At 62.9% G+C, this 16,922-nt stretch carries 17 protein-coding genes; 3 read left to right on the forward strand and 14 right to left on the reverse strand.

Annotated features, from left to right (window positions below; all coding sequences use genetic code 11):
• Positions 1 to 21: 21 nt before the first annotated feature.
• The 10 genes from pdxJ to rpoE all read right to left on the reverse strand — a co-directional run bounded on the left by pdxJ (position 22) and on the right by rpoE (position 10,014).
• Positions 22 to 744, reverse strand: coding sequence for a pyridoxine 5'-phosphate synthase (gene pdxJ / locus LOY26_RS21260; protein ID WP_156310258.1), 723 nt, complete (start codon positions 742 to 744; stop codon positions 22 to 24).
• Between the two features lie 61 nt (positions 745 to 805).
• Positions 806 to 1,489, reverse strand: a complete 684-nt coding sequence (gene recO, locus LOY26_RS21265) for a DNA repair protein RecO (RefSeq protein WP_186656619.1) — start codon at positions 1,487 to 1,489, stop codon at positions 806 to 808.
• A 53-nt stretch (positions 1,490 to 1,542) separates the two neighbouring features.
• On the reverse strand, positions 1,543 to 2,445 hold the full coding sequence (era, locus tag LOY26_RS21270; protein WP_027594149.1) for a GTPase Era: 903 nt from the start codon (positions 2,443 to 2,445) through the stop codon (positions 1,543 to 1,545).
• Positions 2,438 to 3,127 carry a ribonuclease III gene (rnc, locus tag LOY26_RS21275; RefSeq protein ID WP_033702710.1) on the reverse strand — a complete coding sequence of 230 codons (690 nt, stop codon included), beginning with the start codon at positions 3,125 to 3,127 and terminating at the stop codon, positions 2,438 to 2,440. Before rnc ends, era begins: the two co-directional genes overlap by 8 nt.
• 161 nt (positions 3,128 to 3,288) lie before the next feature.
• Entirely contained in the window at positions 3,289 to 4,143 is an 855-nt protein-coding gene (gene lepB / locus LOY26_RS21280) for a signal peptidase I (RefSeq protein ID WP_033702711.1), read from the reverse strand.
• 5 nt (positions 4,144 to 4,148) lie between these two features.
• Positions 4,149 to 5,948, reverse strand: coding sequence for a translation elongation factor 4 (gene lepA / locus LOY26_RS21285; RefSeq protein ID WP_033702712.1), 1,800 nt, complete (start codon positions 5,946 to 5,948; stop codon positions 4,149 to 4,151).
• A gap of 273 nt (positions 5,949 to 6,221) precedes the next feature.
• Positions 6,222 to 7,622: a DegQ family serine endoprotease gene (locus LOY26_RS21290; RefSeq protein ID WP_408980779.1), complete on the reverse strand. Its 1,401-nt coding sequence runs from the start codon at positions 7,620 to 7,622 to the stop codon at positions 6,222 to 6,224.
• 208 nt (positions 7,623 to 7,830) lie between these two features.
• Positions 7,831 to 8,796, reverse strand: a complete 966-nt coding sequence (locus LOY26_RS21295) for a MucB/RseB C-terminal domain-containing protein (RefSeq protein ID WP_033702714.1) — start codon at positions 8,794 to 8,796, stop codon at positions 7,831 to 7,833.
• Between the two features lie 8 nt (positions 8,797 to 8,804).
• Positions 8,805 to 9,401: a sigma-E factor negative regulatory protein gene (locus LOY26_RS21300; RefSeq protein ID WP_033702715.1), complete on the reverse strand. Its 597-nt coding sequence runs from the start codon at positions 9,399 to 9,401 to the stop codon at positions 8,805 to 8,807.
• A 31-nt stretch (positions 9,402 to 9,432) separates the two neighbouring features.
• Positions 9,433 to 10,014: an RNA polymerase sigma factor RpoE gene (gene rpoE / locus LOY26_RS21305; RefSeq protein WP_003252049.1), complete on the reverse strand. Its 582-nt coding sequence runs from the start codon at positions 10,012 to 10,014 to the stop codon at positions 9,433 to 9,435.
• A 435-nt stretch (positions 10,015 to 10,449) separates the two neighbouring features.
• On the opposite strand from rpoE, the gene nadB reads away from it, so the two are divergent.
• Positions 10,450 to 12,054, forward strand: coding sequence for an L-aspartate oxidase (gene nadB, locus LOY26_RS21310; protein WP_033702716.1), 1,605 nt, complete (start codon positions 10,450 to 10,452; stop codon positions 12,052 to 12,054).
• 56 nt (positions 12,055 to 12,110) lie between these two features.
• On the opposite strand, the gene LOY26_RS21315 is transcribed toward nadB, so the two are convergent.
• Both LOY26_RS21315 and LOY26_RS21320 read right to left on the reverse strand, forming a co-directional pair.
• Positions 12,111 to 12,569: a protein YgfX gene (locus tag LOY26_RS21315; RefSeq protein WP_258714071.1), complete on the reverse strand. Its 459-nt coding sequence runs from the start codon at positions 12,567 to 12,569 to the stop codon at positions 12,111 to 12,113.
• Positions 12,553 to 12,807, reverse strand: coding sequence for a succinate dehydrogenase assembly factor 2 (locus tag LOY26_RS21320; RefSeq protein ID WP_027594141.1), 255 nt, complete (start codon positions 12,805 to 12,807; stop codon positions 12,553 to 12,555). Before LOY26_RS21320 ends, LOY26_RS21315 begins: the two co-directional genes overlap by 17 nt.
• A gap of 134 nt (positions 12,808 to 12,941) precedes the next feature.
• Here LOY26_RS21320 and LOY26_RS21325 point away from each other — a divergent pair, with 134 nt between their 5' ends.
• Together LOY26_RS21325 and LOY26_RS21330 are read left to right on the forward strand one after the other, a co-directional pair.
• Positions 12,942 to 13,883 (forward strand): folate-binding protein YgfZ, encoded by a 942-nt coding sequence (locus tag LOY26_RS21325; RefSeq protein ID WP_033702718.1) that lies wholly within the window; start codon positions 12,942 to 12,944, stop codon positions 13,881 to 13,883.
• A gap of 55 nt (positions 13,884 to 13,938) precedes the next feature.
• A complete protein-coding gene (locus tag LOY26_RS21330; RefSeq protein WP_186656611.1) occupies positions 13,939 to 14,745 on the forward strand; it encodes an HDOD domain-containing protein in 807 nt (268 codons plus the stop codon).
• Positions 14,746 to 14,783: 38 nt separating this feature from the next.
• Here LOY26_RS21330 and LOY26_RS21335 read toward each other — a convergent pair whose 3' ends face one another.
• A complete protein-coding gene (locus LOY26_RS21335) occupies positions 14,784 to 16,163 on the reverse strand; it encodes a sensor histidine kinase (RefSeq protein ID WP_033702720.1) in 1,380 nt (459 codons plus the stop codon).
• Positions 16,156 to 16,827 carry a response regulator gene (locus LOY26_RS21340; protein WP_027594137.1) on the reverse strand — a complete coding sequence of 224 codons (672 nt, stop codon included), beginning with the start codon at positions 16,825 to 16,827 and terminating at the stop codon, positions 16,156 to 16,158. The genes LOY26_RS21335 and LOY26_RS21340 overlap by 8 nt, the downstream gene beginning before the upstream one ends.
• Between the last annotated feature and the right edge of the window lie 95 nt (positions 16,828 to 16,922).

Consider the following 16,922-nt stretch of genomic DNA (forward strand, 5'->3'; position numbering starts at 1 on the left):
GCGCGTACAAAGGCCCTATGATCAGCGCGACGCCGCCACGATCAACGCCTTCATCTCCGCCACCGCCGCCTTGAAGCCGACGAACAGCGCATGGGCCACCAGCGCATGGCCGATGTTCAGCTCATTGATGCCCTTGATCGCCGCAACCGCCTCGACGTTGTGGTAATGCAGGCCGTGGCCGGCATTGACGATCAGCCCCTGGGCCACGCCAAAGGCCACACCGTCAGCGATGCGCTTGAGCTCTTCAGCCACTTCGGTGGGGGTCTGGGCATCGGCGTAACGGCCGGTGTGCAGTTCGATGGCCGGGGCGCCCACGCGGCGTGAAGCTTCGATCTGGCGCTCGTCGGCGTCGATGAACAGCGACACTTCGGCACCGGTGCGCGCCAGGCGCTCGACGGCAGCCTTGATCCGCGCCTCTTGCCCCGCCACGTCCAGGCCGCCTTCGGTGGTCAGCTCCTGACGGGTCTCGGGCACCAGGCAGATGTGTGCCGGGCGAATCTTCTCGGCAAACGCCATCATCTCTTCGGTAACGCCCATCTCGAAGTTCATGCGCGTCTGCAGCACATCCTTGAGCACCACCACGTCGCGTTCCTGAATATGCCGGCGGTCTTCGCGCAGGTGCACGGTGATGCCGTCGGCACCCGCCTCTTCGGCGTCCAGGGCAGCCTTGACCGGGTCAGGGTAACGCGTGCCCCGGGCCTGGCGCAGCGTCGCCACGTGGTCGATGTTTACGCCGAGAAGCATGCGGTTGCTGTGAGTCACGAAAGGCTCTCCTGAAGATTTAGCCACACAGCATACGACGGGATCAGCGCTTGCGAAACAGTTCCCGACTGACCAGGGGCTTAGGGCCCAGGTGAACAGCCAGTGCCTGGCGCATCAGCCGTTTGGCGGCAAGCAAGGCACCTGGGGCTTCCCAGTCTGCTTCAGCCAGGGCCAGCAGCTCGGCACCCTGGAACAGGCCTGGCTGCACTAACTCGACCCGCTCAAGCCCGGCATCCACGCGCAAACGATAACGGCCATCGGCATCGATCGGCGTCCCGTTGACGTCATGCTGCAACGAAAACGCATAGCCGAGTTCGTCCAGCAGGCGCCATTCGAAGGAACGCAGCAGCGGCTCCAGAGGGCGCCCGGCGGCCAAGGCCTGCAAGGTCAGGGTGTAGTGTTCGAACAGCGCCGGGTGTGGGGCTTCGGCCGGGAGCAAACGCATGAGTAGCTCGTTGAGGTACAGCCCGCTGAACAGTGCATCGCCATGCAGCCAGGCGGCGATACCGAGGGCATCCAGGCGGCCGACATTCTTCAGCTCACCGCGCCCGCGCAGCTCCACCTCCAGCGGCACGAACGGCCGTACCAGGCTGCCCCCTTTGCCCCGCGCCCGGCGCAGCACGGCCCGCACTCGACCTTGCGGCGTGAGGAAGTCCACCAGTGCGCTGGTTTCCTTGTAGGCACGACTGTGCAGCACATAGGCCGGCTGGCCGACTGGTTGTTCCATGGGGAGTGGCCCGAAAGCAGAGCGGCCCGGAGAGATCCGGGCCGCTGGAGGGGTTACAGGTCGCCGTAGCCCAGCGAGCGCAGGGCGCGCTCATCGTCGGACCAGCCGCCCTTGACCTTGACCCAGAGGTTGAGCATGACCTTGGCGTCGAACAGCACTTCCATGTCCTTGCGCGCATCGGAACCAATGCGCTTGATACGCTCGCCCTTGTCACCGATGATGATCTTCTTCTGGCCATCACGTTCGACCAGGATCAGCGCATGGATGTGCAACACATGCCCCTGCTGCTTGAACTCTTCGATCTCTACGGTGATCTGGTACGGCAGCTCCGCACCCAACTGACGCATGATTTTCTCGCGCACCAGCTCAGCCGCCAGGAAACGGCTGCTGCGGTCGGTGATCTGGTCTTCCGGGAAGAAATGCTCGTTCTCTGGCAGGTGCTTGGCGATCAGCCCTTCCAGTGCCTCGAGGTTATGCCCCTGCTGGGCGGAGATCGGCACCACTTCCGCGTTCGGCAGTTGCTCCTGGAGCCATTGCAGGTGCGGGATCAGATCGGCTTTTTCTTCCAGACGGTCGGTCTTGTTGACCGCCAGGATGACCGGGCCACTGACGTACTGCACGCGCTCGAGCACCAGCTGGTCCTCGTCGGTCCAGCGGGTGCGGTCGACCACGAAGATCACCACATCGACGTCTTTCAAGGCAGCCGAAGCGTTACGGTTCATGTAACGGTTCAGGGCCTTGTCGTTGGCCTTGTGCATACCCGGCGTATCGACGTAGATCGCCTGCACATCACCTTCGGTCTTGATGCCGAGCATGTTGTGGCGGGTGGTCTGTGGCTTGCGCGAGGTGATCGCCAGCTTCTGGCCGAGGATGTGGTTGAGCAAGGTCGACTTGCCCACGTTGGGGCGGCCGACAATGGCCACGTAGCCGCAGCGGGTCGGATTGTTATCAGTCATTGCCATTCTCCACGCCCAAGGCGATCAGTGCAGCCGCGGCGGCGACTTGCTCGGCGATACGCCGGCTTACACCCTGACCACGGCTCTTGTTGTTCAGCAGAACCACTTCGCATTCGACGAAGAAGGTGCGGCAGTGCGGTTCGCCTTGGATGTCCACCACCTCGTAACGCGGCAGCTCACAGCTGCGCGACTGCAGAAACTCTTGCAGGCGGGTCTTGGGGTCCTTGTTGGTGTCGACCAGGGTCAGGCTTTCGAACTCATCGGCCAGCCAGGCCAGCACACGCTCGCGAGCGGTCTGCATGTCCGCGTCCAGGTAGATGGCGCCAATCAGCGCCTCCAGGGCATCGGCCAGGATCGATTCACGGCGGAAACCGCCGCTTTTAAGCTCACCAGAACCCAGGCGCAGGTATTCACCCAAGTCAAAGCCCCGGGCCAGACGGGCCAGGGTTTCACCCTTGACCAGGCGGGCACGCAAGCGCGACAGCTGGCCTTCGCGGGCCTGCGGAAAGCGCTCGAACAGCGCCTCGCCCGCCACGAAGTTGAGAATGGCGTCGCCAAGAAACTCCAGGCGCTCGTTATTGCGCCCGGCGTAGCTGCGATGGGTCAGGGCCAGAAGCATCTGGTCCTGATCCTTGAAAGTGTATCCGAGCTTTCGCTCCAGAGTGGCAAGGGAAGCAGTCATGCGGCCACCCGTTGGTTGTTCAACGCGTTGTTCAAATCAACATCCTGAAAGACTGTTTGGCTGTGGTCCGCCGCTGCACACGACGAATCTCTCGATCCCTGAGAACACAGCCTATGTCAGAAATGCATTCGGCGCTGTCTGCTGGACAGCGCCGAAGGGTATCAATGGATCAGGCCGACCCGCGACAGGTTAGGCAGGTGGCTGAGCTTGGGCTCTGGCCAGCTCATCCAGACCGCGAAGGCCTTGCCGACAATGTTCCGGTCCGGAACCATGCCGTGCAGTTCCTTGGGAATGTTCGGATCATCCCAGTAGCGGCTATCGTTGGAGTTGTCGCGGTTGTCGCCCATCATGAAGTAGTGGCCGGCCGGTACGGTCCATTGCTGGTCCGGCGGCATGCGATAACGGCTCATCTCCTTGCGGATCAGGTGCTCGGCCTCGCCCAGCTTCTCCTTGTACAGCTCGGCGCTGCCCAAGGTGCCTGGCTCGGTGCCCACCAGTTGCTCGGCAATCGGCTGACCATTGACGTACAACCGCTTGTCATTGGTGTAGCGGATCTGGTCGCCCGGCAGGCCGACCACACGCTTGATGTAGTTGACGTTCGGGTCGCTCGGGTAGCGGAACACCATCACATCACCGCGTTGCGGGTCACCCACCTCGATGACCTTCTTGTCGATCACCGGCAAGCGAATGCCATAGGAGAACTTGTTCACCAGGATGAAGTCGCCCACTTCCAGGGTCGGTTTCATCGACCCCGAAGGGATCTGGAACGGCTCGACCAGAAACGAGCGCAGCACCAGCACGATGAACAGCACCGGGAAGAACGACTTGCCGTACTCGACCAGCAGCGGCTCCTTGTTCAGGCGCTCGACCACCGCCATCTCGGGCTGGCTGACGCTACCCTGATAGTTGGCGATTGCCGTTCGCCGGCGCGGGGCCAGGAACAGCAGGTCGATCAAGCCCAACAGGCCGCAGACGGCTACGGCGATGACTAGCAACAGCGGGAAATTTAGCGACATAGGACCTAGCTATCCAACCTGAGCACGGCGAGGAAGGCTTCTTGTGGAATTTCCACGTTACCGACCTGCTTCATGCGTTTCTTACCGGCCTTCTGCTTCTCCAGCAGTTTCTTCTTACGGCTGACGTCACCACCGTAGCACTTGGCCAGTACGTTCTTTCTGAGCGCCTTGACGGTTGTCCGCGCGATGATCTGGCCGCCAATGGCTGCCTGGATCGCCACATCGAACATCTGCCGAGGGATCAGCTCCTTCATCTTCTCGGTCAACGCACGGCCTTTGTAGGCCGCGTTGTCGCGGTGCACGATCAGGGCCAGGGCATCGACCTTGTCGCCGTTGATCAGTACATCCAGCTTGACCAGGTTGGCCGACTGGTAGCGATCGAAATGATAGTCCAGCGAAGCGTATCCGCGACTGGTCGACTTGAGGCGGTCGAAGAAGTCCAGCACCACCTCGTTCATCGGCATGTCGTAACGCACCTGCACCTGGCTGCCAAGGAACTGCATGTCGCGCTGTACGCCACGCTTCTCGATGCACAGGGTGATGACGTTGCCCAGGTGCTCCTGCGGCACCAGGATGGTCGCGGTAACGATCGGCTCGCGGAAGTCGGTGACAGCCGAGACGTCCGGCAGCTTCGACGGGTTGTCGACGATGATGGTTTCGCCGGTCTTGAGTTCGAGCTCGTAGATCACGCTAGGAGCGGTGGTGATCAGGTCCAGGTCGTACTCGCGCTCCAGGCGCTCCTGGATGATCTCCATGTGCAGCATGCCCAGGAAGCCGCAGCGGAAACCGAAGCCCAGGGCGTCGGAGCTTTCCGGCATGTACTGCAACGACGAATCGTTGAGGGTCAGCTTTTGCAGGGCGTCACGGAAATCTTCGAAATCCTCGGAGCTGACCGGGAACAGGCCGGCATAGACCTGTGGCTGGATCTTCTTGAAGCCTGCGAGCACTTCGACTTCCGGGGTCGAGGACAGGGTCAGGGTGTCACCGACCGGTGCACCGTGAATGTCTTTGATGCTGGCGATGATGAAGCCCACTTCACCGGCCTTGAGGTCGGCGGTCTGGGTGTGTTTCGGGGTAAAGACGCCGACGCTGTCGACCAGGTGCACCTTGCCGGTGGACTTGACCAGGATCTTGTCGCCCTTCTTGACCCGGCCCTGGCGCACGCGCACCAGCGAGACCACGCCCAGGTAGTTGTCGAACCAGGAGTCGATGATCAGCGCCTGCAGCGGCGCGTCGATCTCACCCACAGGCGCGGGGATGGTGTGCACCAGGCGCTCGAGCACCTCGTCGACGCCCATGCCGCTCTTGGCACTGCAGGCCACGGCGTCGGTGGCGTCGATGCCGATGATCTTCTCGATCTCGTCCTTGACGCGGTCCGGGTCAGCCTGGGGCAGGTCCATCTTGTTCAACACCGGCATGACCTCGAGGCCTTGCTCGATGGCGGTGTAGCAGTTGGCCACGGACTGGGCTTCGACGCCCTGGCCGGCGTCCACCACCAGCAGCGCGCCTTCACAGGCGGCCAGCGAGCGCGAGACTTCATAGGTGAAGTCGACGTGGCCGGGGGTGTCGATGAAGTTCAGCTGGTAGGTCTTGCCGTCTTGCGCCTTGTAGTGAAGCGTGACGCTGTGGGCCTTGATGGTGATCCCGCGTTCGCGCTCCAGGTCCATGGAGTCAAGGACTTGAGCTTCCATTTCGCGCGCAGACAGGCCACCGCACATCTGAATGAAACGGTCGGCCAGCGTCGACTTGCCATGGTCGATGTGGGCGATGATGGAGAAATTGCGGATATGACTCAAATCACTCACGGGTCAACACTCGAAAAGGCTGCGAGCCGGGACGCCCGCCGAAAAATAGCCGGGAATTGTACCTCAAGCAGCAGGGATATGGGAGATTCCTGATCGGCTGTCTGTATGGGCCCTGTCGCCGGCAAGCCGGCACCCATAGCGACAGCAACCCGCCTGAAACCGGCGTAGTACCGGTGAAGGCCGGCTTGCCGGCGGTAGGTACCGCACATGACCCCTGTCTATTTTCATGAAAAAGGGCAGCCATGGCTGCCCTTTTCCTACCCGATGACCAGCTTATTCAGCCAGCTTGAAGGTAATGAAGCTTGCACGCCCCTGACGCAGCACGCGCATGGACACCGAACGGTTCTTCGGCAGGTCCTTGGCAATCTCGGTGAATTCCTTGGCCGAGCCGATTGCCTGGTTGTTCAGGTGGCTGATGACGTCACCCGGGCGCAGGCCGATCAACGCTGCCGGGCCATCCTGAACTTCCTTGATCACCACGCCGCCCTTGAGTTCCAGAGCTTTCTTCTGCTCGGCGCTCAGATCGGCAACGGAAACACCCAGACGGTTGCTGCTGCGCTCGGCACTGCCTTCAGCGCCTGTACCGATGTCGGCGTCATCGTCCGGCAGTGCGCCGACGCTGACGTCCAGGTTCTGACGCTTGCCGTTACGGATAATCTCGAGCTTGGCCTTGTCACCATCCTTGAGGCTGCCGACCAGGTGCGGCAGGTCGGCCGACATGATGATCGGCTGGCCGTTCATGCTCAGAATCACATCACCCACCTGCAGGCCACCCTTGGCTGCCGGGCCGTCTTCCAGCACCTGGGCTACCAGGGCACCGGCCGGCTTGTCGAGGCCAAAGGATTCTGCCAGGTCCTTGTTGACCTCCTGAATGACCACGCCCAGCCAGCCACGGCTGACCTTGCCGTCTTTTTTCAGCTGGTTGGACACGTCGATGGCCACATCGATCGGGATAGCAAACGACAGGCCCATGAAACCGCCAGAGCGGGTGAAGATCTGCGAGTTGATACCCACGACCTCGCCATTCATGTTGAACAGCGGGCCACCGGAGTTACCCGGGTTGATGGCCACGTCAGTCTGGATGAACGGCACATAGGTATCGTTTGGCAACGTGCGCCCCTTGGCGCTGACGATGCCTTTGGTCACCGAGTGGTCGAAGCCAAACGGCGAACCGATGGCCAGTACCCACTCGCCTACCTTGAGCTTCTCGGAGTCACCCAGCTTGACGGTCGGCAGGTTCTTGCCTTCGACCTTGAGCAGCGCCACGTCGGTGCGCGGGTCGGTGCCGACCAGCTTGGCCTGCAGTTCGCTGCGGTCCGACAGGCGGACGATGATCTCGTCGGCATCGGCCACCACATGGTTGTTGGTCAGCACGTAGCCATCGCTGGAAATGATGAAGCCCGAGCCCAGCGACTGCGCTTCGCGCTGGCGATCACCACGCGGCGAGCGGGGTTGCTGCGGCATGTTGCGCTCGAAGAACTCACGGAACATCGGCGGCAAGCCTTCGAGGTCCGGCATCTGCCCTGCGGCGATGCGGCGGTCCGGCAGCTTCTGCTTGGTACTGATATTGACCACGGCCGGCGAGGCCTGCTCGACCAGCGTGGTGAAGTCCGGCAGGGCTTCTTCGGCCTGGGCGGTGAGCACCTGGCCGAGCATCAGCACGGCGGCGAACATCGATAGGTAGGGTTTCAAGCGTGGAATTGACATACGGCTCCCGTCACAACGAGCGTGGTTAGCGTAAGGCCCCTGCACAAGCAGGAAAGGCCAGGCTCCAAGAAGCCTGACCTATAGAAAATTTACCGAAAGAATGCAAATGACAATGCTTAAATTTCATTTCAGAGGCAGGTCTCTCACGCCGTAAACCGCCTGAAAAAGCACGTCATCATTGCCGCGCCTGGGCATCCTGAGCCCGCATCGACAGCGCAATGCGCTCTGCGGTACCCAAGGGTATTTCACCGACCACGGTGACCAGGACCTTGCCTTTGGGGGTATTGAGGCGGCGCGATACCGCTACGGTCGGGCCCAACTGAACGCGCGTATCGATGCCTGAGTTGTCGTTGACCGGTTCGACGAATACCGATACGCGAGCCAGGCCATCGTCATACATCAAGCTGGTGACCGAGCTGTTGCGAGCCGCGTCGCGGCGTACCGAGCTGTTGACCAACTCGAAACCCGGCGGCAGCCAGTCCGAACGCCAGCCAGAGACCGCTTCTTGCGTCGTAGTGGCGCGATGCTCCACCGGCTTGCAGGCGGCACTGGCGCGCAAGTCTTCATCGGTAGGCAGGTCATCGGTATCCAGGCGGGTCATCTGGAAGCGCTCGAGCAACTGCCCTTTGTCGTTGAGCATCAACGAGCGCAGCGGCAAACCGGTACGGCGGTCCAGATGCAATTCGAAAGCGTAACGGTGCTGGTCGCGCGGGGTGAGCGTAACGATCACCGCATCGCGCCCGGCGACACGAGACTTGCCCGCCAAGCTCAGGTCGTACCAGCCCATCAACTTGAGTGGATCGAGCACACGCGGCGCGGCATCGGGCGGCGTCTTCACGCCGCTGACCAAGGCACCACTGACGCACGCCACCTTGCCGTCCACGCGCACGATTTCCTGGGCGGCGCCGTCGAGCTGCAGAAGCCGCTCGCTGACCTTACCGTCCTGAACCTTGTGCCAGATATCGTGGGAAGAAAAGCTGCCGTTGCGTTCGTAGATGAAAGAGCCTTGGTAGCTCTGCTTTTGCTCGGCCTGTGCCAGCTTGTTCAGCCACTCACTCGCCTCGGGCGAAGAGTTGGCCGCCAACGCTGGCACCGTCATGCAACTGCCTATCAGCAGCGACAAGAGAGGTAGCGCGCGCATGATCCTCCTTACTTAACGGGGTTATCCAGGCTGGCGGCGCGGGCATAAGGCAGAGCCGTTTCATTGCCCTTGAGCGCAGATTCCTGGGCATGCTGGCGCAGGTAGCCTGGCAGACGCTGATCCCAGCCGGCCTGGTTCTGCAGCACACCGTTGGCCATCGGCCCGGTCGGTTGCTCACTGCTTTCACTATAGCCTGCCAATACAGCCGGGCCCTGAGTTTGTGGCACGCTCAGCCCCTGCTGTGCAGGTTGCTGGGAAGCCAGCTCGGCACCGGTGATCTCATCCTGGTTGTACATGCGTACACCCGCCAGCACTGCGATCGTCACCGAGGCAGCAACTGCCAACCGGCCGATGCTGCGCAATGGGCCTTTCTTGACCTTGGCCGGTACCGCTTCGTCGGCCAATGCTGCAGACACCGCCGAGGCGATATCGAGGTTTGGCAGCAGCAGTTCCTTGTGCATAGCTGCGCGGGCTACCTGGTAACGCGACCAGGTGGCACGGGTTTCGGCATCGTCGACGGCACTCAGTACCCGACGTAATTCCAGTTCGTCCGCTTCGTTATCCATTACCGCGGACAGCGATTCCTGCAACGCTTCACGACTCATGGCGGTTCCTCTCTTGGCTGTAGCCGCTGTCTCAGGTTTCCTGCAACAACGGCTGCAGGGCTTTATCTATGGCCTCCCGAGCGCGGAAGATTCGAGAGCGCACGGTACCCACCGGACATTGCATGACACTGGCAATGTCTTCGTAACTCAGTCCGTCGAACTCACGCAGGGTCAACGCCGTGCGCAGGTCTTCGGGCAGCTGCTGGATGGTGCGATGGACAGTGCCTTCGATTTCATCCCGCAACAACGAGCGCTCTGGGGACTCGAGATCCTTGAGACCATGATCGCCGTCGTAAAACTCCGCATCCTCGGAGCTGACATCGCTGTCTGGTGGCCGTCTTCCACGGGACACCAGGTAGTTCTTCGCCGTGTTGATGGCGATGCGGTACAGCCAGGTATAAAACGCACTGTCTCCGCGGAAATTGCCAAGCGCACGGTAGGCCTTGATAAAGGCTTCCTGCGCTACATCCTGGGCCTCGTGGGTATCGTGAACGAACCGCACGATCAACCCGAGAATCTTGTGCTGATACTTCAGCACCAACAGATCGAACGCTCGCCTGTCTCCACGCTGTACGCGCTCGACAAGCTGCTGATCCTCTTCCTGGGTTAGCATGAACACTCCTCAGTGAACTCGAAGGAGCGTTGCAACAGCCATCGTTCAGGCTTGCAAACATAGACTCGGGCTTTGCGCAAAAGTTCTCCCCTCCAAGCAAGTTTCCTGCAGCCCTTGGTCGGCTCGCACGGAAGACGCGGCGCGGACACGGCCGGCAACGTCGATAATCAGGTTTCGAATACGCAGGTGTCAGCCCGGATAGAGCTGCCGCCCTGCGTCGCCGCGGCAATATGTGGCGTGCGGGCAGCCTTCATAGGATTTCCGGCAATGTCGGAAAGTTCCCACAAAGGTTACCGCAAGCTGGCAAGTGGCATGGAAATTGGCCACCCGGGGCTGCTATAAAGGCAACCCGGCCTGGTTTAACGATAGTTTCACAATGCCATCGGCGCGTGACTATTGTGCCGCGCCCCTTCCGTAGATTACTAGTGTCCCGACATGAGCCAACAATTCCAACATGATGTCCTGGTGATCGGCAGCGGTGCCGCCGGTCTCAGCCTGGCACTGAACCTTCCCAGCCACCTGCGCGTCGCCGTGCTCAGCAAGGGCGACCTGTCAAATGGCTCGACGTTCTGGGCCCAAGGTGGCGTCGCCGCAGTGCTGGACGACACCGACACCGTCCAGTCGCATGTCGAGGATACCCTCAATGCCGGCGGCGGCCTGTGCCATGAAGACGCCGTGCGCTTCACCGTCGAGCACAGCCGCGAAGCCATCCAATGGCTGATCGAGCAAGGCGTGCCCTTTACCCGGGACGAGCAGCACGGCGTCGACGATGGGGGCTTCGAGTTCCACCTGACCCGCGAAGGCGGCCACAGTCATCGGCGCATCATCCACGCCGCCGATGCCACCGGCGCCGCGATCTTCACCACCCTGCTGGCCCAGGCCCGAAAACGCCCGAATATCGAGTTGCTGGAGCAGCGCGTGGCGGTCGACCTGATTACCGAGCGCCGCCTGGGCCTGCCCGGCGAGCGCTGCCTGGGTGCGTATGTGCTTAACCGCAACAGCGGCGAAGTGGATACCTTTGGTGCGCGCTTCACCGTGCTGGCCACCGGTGGTGCGGCCAAGGTCTACCTGTATACCAGCAACCCGGACGGCGCCTGCGGCGACGGTATCGCCATGGCCTGGCGGGCCGGCTGCCGGGTGGCCAACCTTGAATTCAACCAGTTTCACCCGACCTGCCTGTACCACCCCCAGGCCAAGAGTTTTTTGGTCACCGAAGCCCTGCGCGGCGAAGGCGCCCTGCTGCGCCTGCCCAACGGCGAGCGGTTCATGCCGCGTTTCGACCCACGCGAAGAACTGGCCCCCCGCGACATCGTGGCCCGCGCCATCGACCACGAGATGAAGCGCCTGGGCGTGGACTGCGTGTACCTGGACATCACCCACAAGCCGGCCGAGTTCATCAAGGGCCACTTCCCCACCGTGTACGAGCGCTGCCTGACGTTCGGCATCGACATCACCCGCCAGCCGATCCCTGTGGTACCGGCGGCTCACTATACGTGCGGCGGGGTGGTGGTCGACGACCGCGGCCATACCGACGTGCCGGGGCTGTATGCCATCGGCGAGACCAGCTTCACCGGTTTGCATGGCGCCAACCGGATGGCCAGCAATTCGCTGCTCGAGTGCTTCGTCTATGGCCGCGCGGCTGCCGCAGACATCCAGGCGCACCTGGACCAGATCGAAATGCCCAAAGCCCTGCCCGGCTGGGATGCAAGCCAGGTCACCGACTCGGACGAGGACGTGATCATCGCGCACAACTGGGACGAGCTGCGCCGCTTCATGTGGGACTATGTGGGCATCGTGCGCACCAGCAAACGCCTGCAGCGTGCCGAACACCGCGTCCGCCTGCTGCTTGATGAAATCGACGAGTTCTACAGCAACTACAAGGTCAGCCGCGACCTGATCGAGTTGCGCAACCTGGCCCAGGTGGCGGAGCTGATGATTCGTTCGGCGATGCAGCGCAAGGAAAGCCGTGGTTTGCATTACACGCTGGATTATCCAGGGATGCTGGACGAGGCGAAGGACACCATCCTCAGCCCGTTCTGAAAACCATGCCGGCCTTTTCGCGGGTAACCCTGCGAAAAGGCCTGCGCCGTTTCGATCTATACCTGGCTTGCCTGCCCCCACCTGCGCCGGCTGAATTTCAGCCGTACCCGCAACCGCCGGTGCTCATCAGCCCCCAGCGCATCCGGCGCTATGCATTGGCTTTCCCCCAGCCAGCCCCCCTCCCGCACAAAGCGCAGCACCACCAGCCCCGGCACCGCCACGCTATCGCGGCACAAGCGCACCGGCTGCCAGCCTCGGGCACGGCTCAGTACCTGCCAGCCACGCGCATCACGGCGCACGCCCACAACGGCATGATCATGCGTCAACAGAATACGTCGGGGGATGGCCCAACTGGCGTGGGCAATGCAGGCGGCAGCAACAGCAAGGGACAGCCACCAGGGCAACGCACTCACCCACACGGTAAGCAGCGCCAGCACCTGGCAACTCAGGTAGGCCGTCAGCAGCAGGCGCGAGCCCTGCCAACGGCTCTGGAAAAACTCACTTGGGCTGGACACGGTCCAGGATGATGCGGACCATGCGCTGCAACTCCGGGTCTTCAGACTCGGTGCGCTCCATGAACCAGCCGAACATGTCCTGATCCTCGCAGCTCAACAGGCGCACATAGAGCTCACGGTCGGCTTCGTTGAGGGTGGCGTAGACTTCCTGGGTGAAAGGCACCAGCAGTACGTCCAGTTCCAGCATGCCGCGACGGCTGTGCCAGAAAAGCCGGTTGAGTTCAGTTTGTTCGACCATGGGGCCCTCCTCGAATGGCCCGCCAGTATACAGCCAGGCGAGCGAAGCGGCACAGGGCGTTGGTCTAGTCACCTACCTATTTTGTTACTGGCGTTCTATGATGGCCGCCAGTCTTTAAGCCACCGCGATGACCCATGGCCGATTCCGCTTTCTTCAGCCCTCTGTCCCACGAGGGCATCCTCGCCGTCCGCGGCTCCGACGCAGGCAAGTTCCTGCAGGGCCAGCTGACCTGCAACATCAACTACCTCAGCCAGGAACATGCCAGCCTCGGCGCCCGCTGCATGGTCAAGGGGCGCATGCAGTCGAGTTTTCGCATCGTGCCGGAAGGCAACGGCTACCTGCTGGCCATGGCCAGCGAACTGCTCGACGCGCAGTTGGCCGACCTGAAGAAGTACGCCGTGTTCTCCAAAGCCACCCTCAGCGACGAAAGCGCCGCCTGGGCACGCTTTGGCCTGCAGGGCGGCGATGCAGCGCTGCTGGCACTGGGTGTGACGCCACCCACCGAGGCGGGCGCCACCGTGCGCCACGCGGGCCTGATCGCCATTGCCGTGTCGGCGGGCCGGGTTGAACTGTGGGCACCGGCCGAGCAATCCAGCGCAGTGTCCGCAACACTTGCCGCAAGCTTGCCCGAAGGCAGCCTCAATGACTGGCTGCTGGGCCAGGTTCGCGCCGGCATCGGCCAGGTCATGGGCCCTACCCGTGAACTGTTCATCCCGCAGATGATCAACCTGCAGGCCGTCGACGGTGTCAGCTTCAAGAAGGGCTGCTACACCGGCCAGGAAATCGTCGCCCGCATGCAGTACCTGGGCAAGCTCAAGCGCCGTCAGTACCGCCTGGCGCTCGACCAGCAGGCCATCCCCGCGCCCGGTGCCGAGATCTTCTCGCCAACCCATGGCTCGTCGGTCGGTGAAGTGGTGATTGCTGCCAGCACCGGTGTAGGTTGTGAGTTGCTCGCGGTGCTCAGCGCCGATGCGGTGAACGATGACAACCTGCACCTGGGCAGCCTGGAAGGGCCACGCCTGCACGTGCTGAGCCTGCCCTACGAACTGGACCGCGACCGGGAAATCCAGCGCTGACCAGCCTGCCCCGTCCGCGTGACGGGGCCGCACCACCACTGCGGTAGAGAAGTCCATGAACAAGCTGGCCGAGATGGTTCAAGCACAACTGCTTGAAGCCATCGAAAAGGATGACCTGGTCCTGCCCACCCTCCCCGAGGTTGCCTTGAGCATCCGCGAGGCGGCCGAGGACAGCGAGATCAGTGTGTCGGCCTTGAGCAAGGTGATCGGCCGCGACGCAGCCCTCTCGGCGCGGCTGATCAAAGTGGTCAACAGCCCGCTGCTGCGTGCCGCGGTAGAGGTCACCGACCTGCACACTGCAATCACCCGCCTGGGCATCAACTACAGCTGCAACCTGGCCATCGGCTTGGTGATCGAGCAGATCTTCCATGCCCGCTCGCCAGCCGTTGAGCAAAAACTGCGCGATATCTGGGTAAACAGCCTGGAAGTTGCAGGTATCAGCTATGAAATAAGCCGCCGCTACACCCACCTGAAACCAGACCAGGCCACCCTCGGCGGGCTGGTCAACCAGATCGGTGCGCTGCCCGTACTGATTTACGCCGAGGAACACAACGAGCTGCTCTCCGACCCGGTCTGCCTGCATTACGTGATCGAGCAGATCCAACCGGCGCTGGGCGACAAGATCCTCAAGGCATGGGAGTTTCCCGAGCAGTTGGTCAACCTGCCAAGCCAGGTTCAGGACCTTGACCGGCAGACCGACAAGGTCGATTACATCGACGTCGTGCAGATCGCCCGTTGCATCAGCCAGCGGGGGCGCAGCCGGCCGTTGGCGGCACTGCCGGCGTACCGCCACCTGGGGCTGCCGTTCGGCACCGAGCTTGAGGTGGAAGAGTTGCTTGAGGCGCGGAGCCTGTTGCGCTGATGGCGCCGGGGCCTCCTTGAGGCCCAGCGGTTGCAGACTCAATCGGCGATAAAGCTCACGCGCACCCGCAAGCCGCCCTTTTGCCCATCGTGCAGGCTGATCTGCGCCAAGTGCGCGCGGCAGATCTCGCCGACAATGGCCAGCCCAAGCCCACTGCCCTGGGCACTGCGGCGGTAGAAGCGCTCGAACACCCGTTCGCGCTCCTCCTCGGGAATCCCCGGGCCATCATCCTCGACTTCCAGCACCGCCGGCGCCACCACCCGCAAGATCACGTTGCCACCGGCCGGGGTATGCGCCAGGGCGTTATCCACCAGGTTGCTCAACAGCTCGTTGAGCAAGGTCGGCTCGCCCTTGAGCCAGACCGGCGCCTCGGCCTCCAGGGCCAGCGCCACCCCGCGTTTGTGGGCCAGCGGCGCCATGGCCATGCCCAGTTCGCGGGCCAGTTGGCTAAGGTCCAGGCGCTGCGCGCCACCTTCGGCGATCGCCCTGGCACCATTCTCGACCCGCGCCAGAGACAACAACTGGTTGGCCAGGTGCGTCAGGCGGTCGGTGCCCTGGGCTGCGGACTCCAGGGTCTGGCGCCATTGCTCGGGCTCGGACGCGCGCAAGCCCAACTCGACCCGTGCCTTGAGCGCCGCCAGGGGGGTACGCAATTCGTGGGCGGCGTCGGCGATGAACTGCGCCTGTCGTTCGAACTGACCGCGCAAGCGCTCGGTGAAATGGTTCAAGGCACGCACCAGCGGGCCCAGTTCGCGTTGCACCTGGACCACAGGCAAGGCCCGCAGGTCGTCGGGCTGACGCTCTTCCACGGCGGTGCGCAGGCGCTCCAGCGGGCGTAGCGCCGCACTGATGGCAAACCACACCATCACCAAGGCGCCCAGCGCCAGCATGCCCAGGCGCAGCAGGGTGTCGGCCATCAACCCCCGCGCCATGCGCACGCGCGCCTCCTCGGTCTCGGCCACGCGAATTTCCGCCATGCCGTTCATGTTCGGCTCGCTGACCGGCTTGAGCAGGCTGACCACACGCACGTCCTGGCCGAGGTAGGTCGCATTGTAGAAACGCGCCAGCGCCGGGTAGTCATCCGTGCGCGGCGTGCCCGGCGGCGGTGCTGGCAGGTTCTCGTAGCCGGAAATCAACCGCTGCTTGATGTCCAGTACCTGGTAGTAGATGCGCCCGGCACTGTCGTACGCGAACGTGTCCAGGGCCACGTAGGGCACATCCGCGCTCAACGAGCCATCGCGTTGCGACAAGCCTGCGGCGATGGTCCGCGCCGAGGCCAGCAAGGTCCGGTCGTACGCCGTGTCGGCGGCTTCGCGGCCGTTCCAGTAGGCGCTCAGGCCGCTGGCCAGCATCAGCACCACCAGCAGCAGTGCCAAGTTGCCCAGCAGCCGCCCACGCAGGCTGCCGTTGTCACGCATCGCGATGCTCGAGCAGGTAGCCCAGGCCACGGAAGGTGACGATGGCCACCGGGTGGCCGTCGAGTTTCTTGCGCAGGCGGTGGATATAGATTTCGATGGCATCGGGGCTGGCCTCCTCGTCCAGGCCAAACACCTGGGCGGCCAGTTGCTCCTTGCTCATGACCCGGCCTGGGCGTGCGATCAGCGCTTCAAGCACGCTCTGCTCTCGTGAGGTCAGGGTCAGGTTGTCTTCGCCGAGGCTGAAGCGCCGGGTGTCCAGGTCGTACACCAGCGGCCCGCAGCGCTGCTGGCGCTCGCCACCGAGCACGCTACGGCGCAGCAAGGCCTTGACCCGAGCTTCCAGCTCGGTCAGTTCGAAGGGCTTGGCGAGGTAATCGTCAGCGCCCAGGTTCAGCCCGTGAACCCGGTCCTTGACGTCACTGCGCGCGGTCAGCATCAGCACCGGCAGGGTCTTGCCGCGCCCGCGCAGGCGCGCCAGCACCTCGAAGCCATCCATGCGCGGCAAGCCGACATCGAGCACGGCAACCGCATATTCCTCACTGGCCAGGGCCAGGTCGGCAGCCACGCCGTCATGCAGTACATCCACGGTCAAGCCGTGGCTTTTCAAGGCCTGGGCCACGCTTTCGGCCAGTTGCAGGTGGTCTTCGACCAACAGCACACGCATCGGTTTCTCCCTGCTCGGGTGGGGCGGTGGCGCGGAGTGTACCGCTGTAGACCCGCCTGTGAAGCCCCTTGTAACAAACCTTTCTCGTTGAAAGG

The sequence above is a fragment of the Pseudomonas sp. B21-047 genome (genome assembly GCF_024748775.1).
Classification (GTDB): domain Bacteria; phylum Pseudomonadota; class Gammaproteobacteria; order Pseudomonadales; family Pseudomonadaceae; genus Aquipseudomonas; species Aquipseudomonas capeferrum.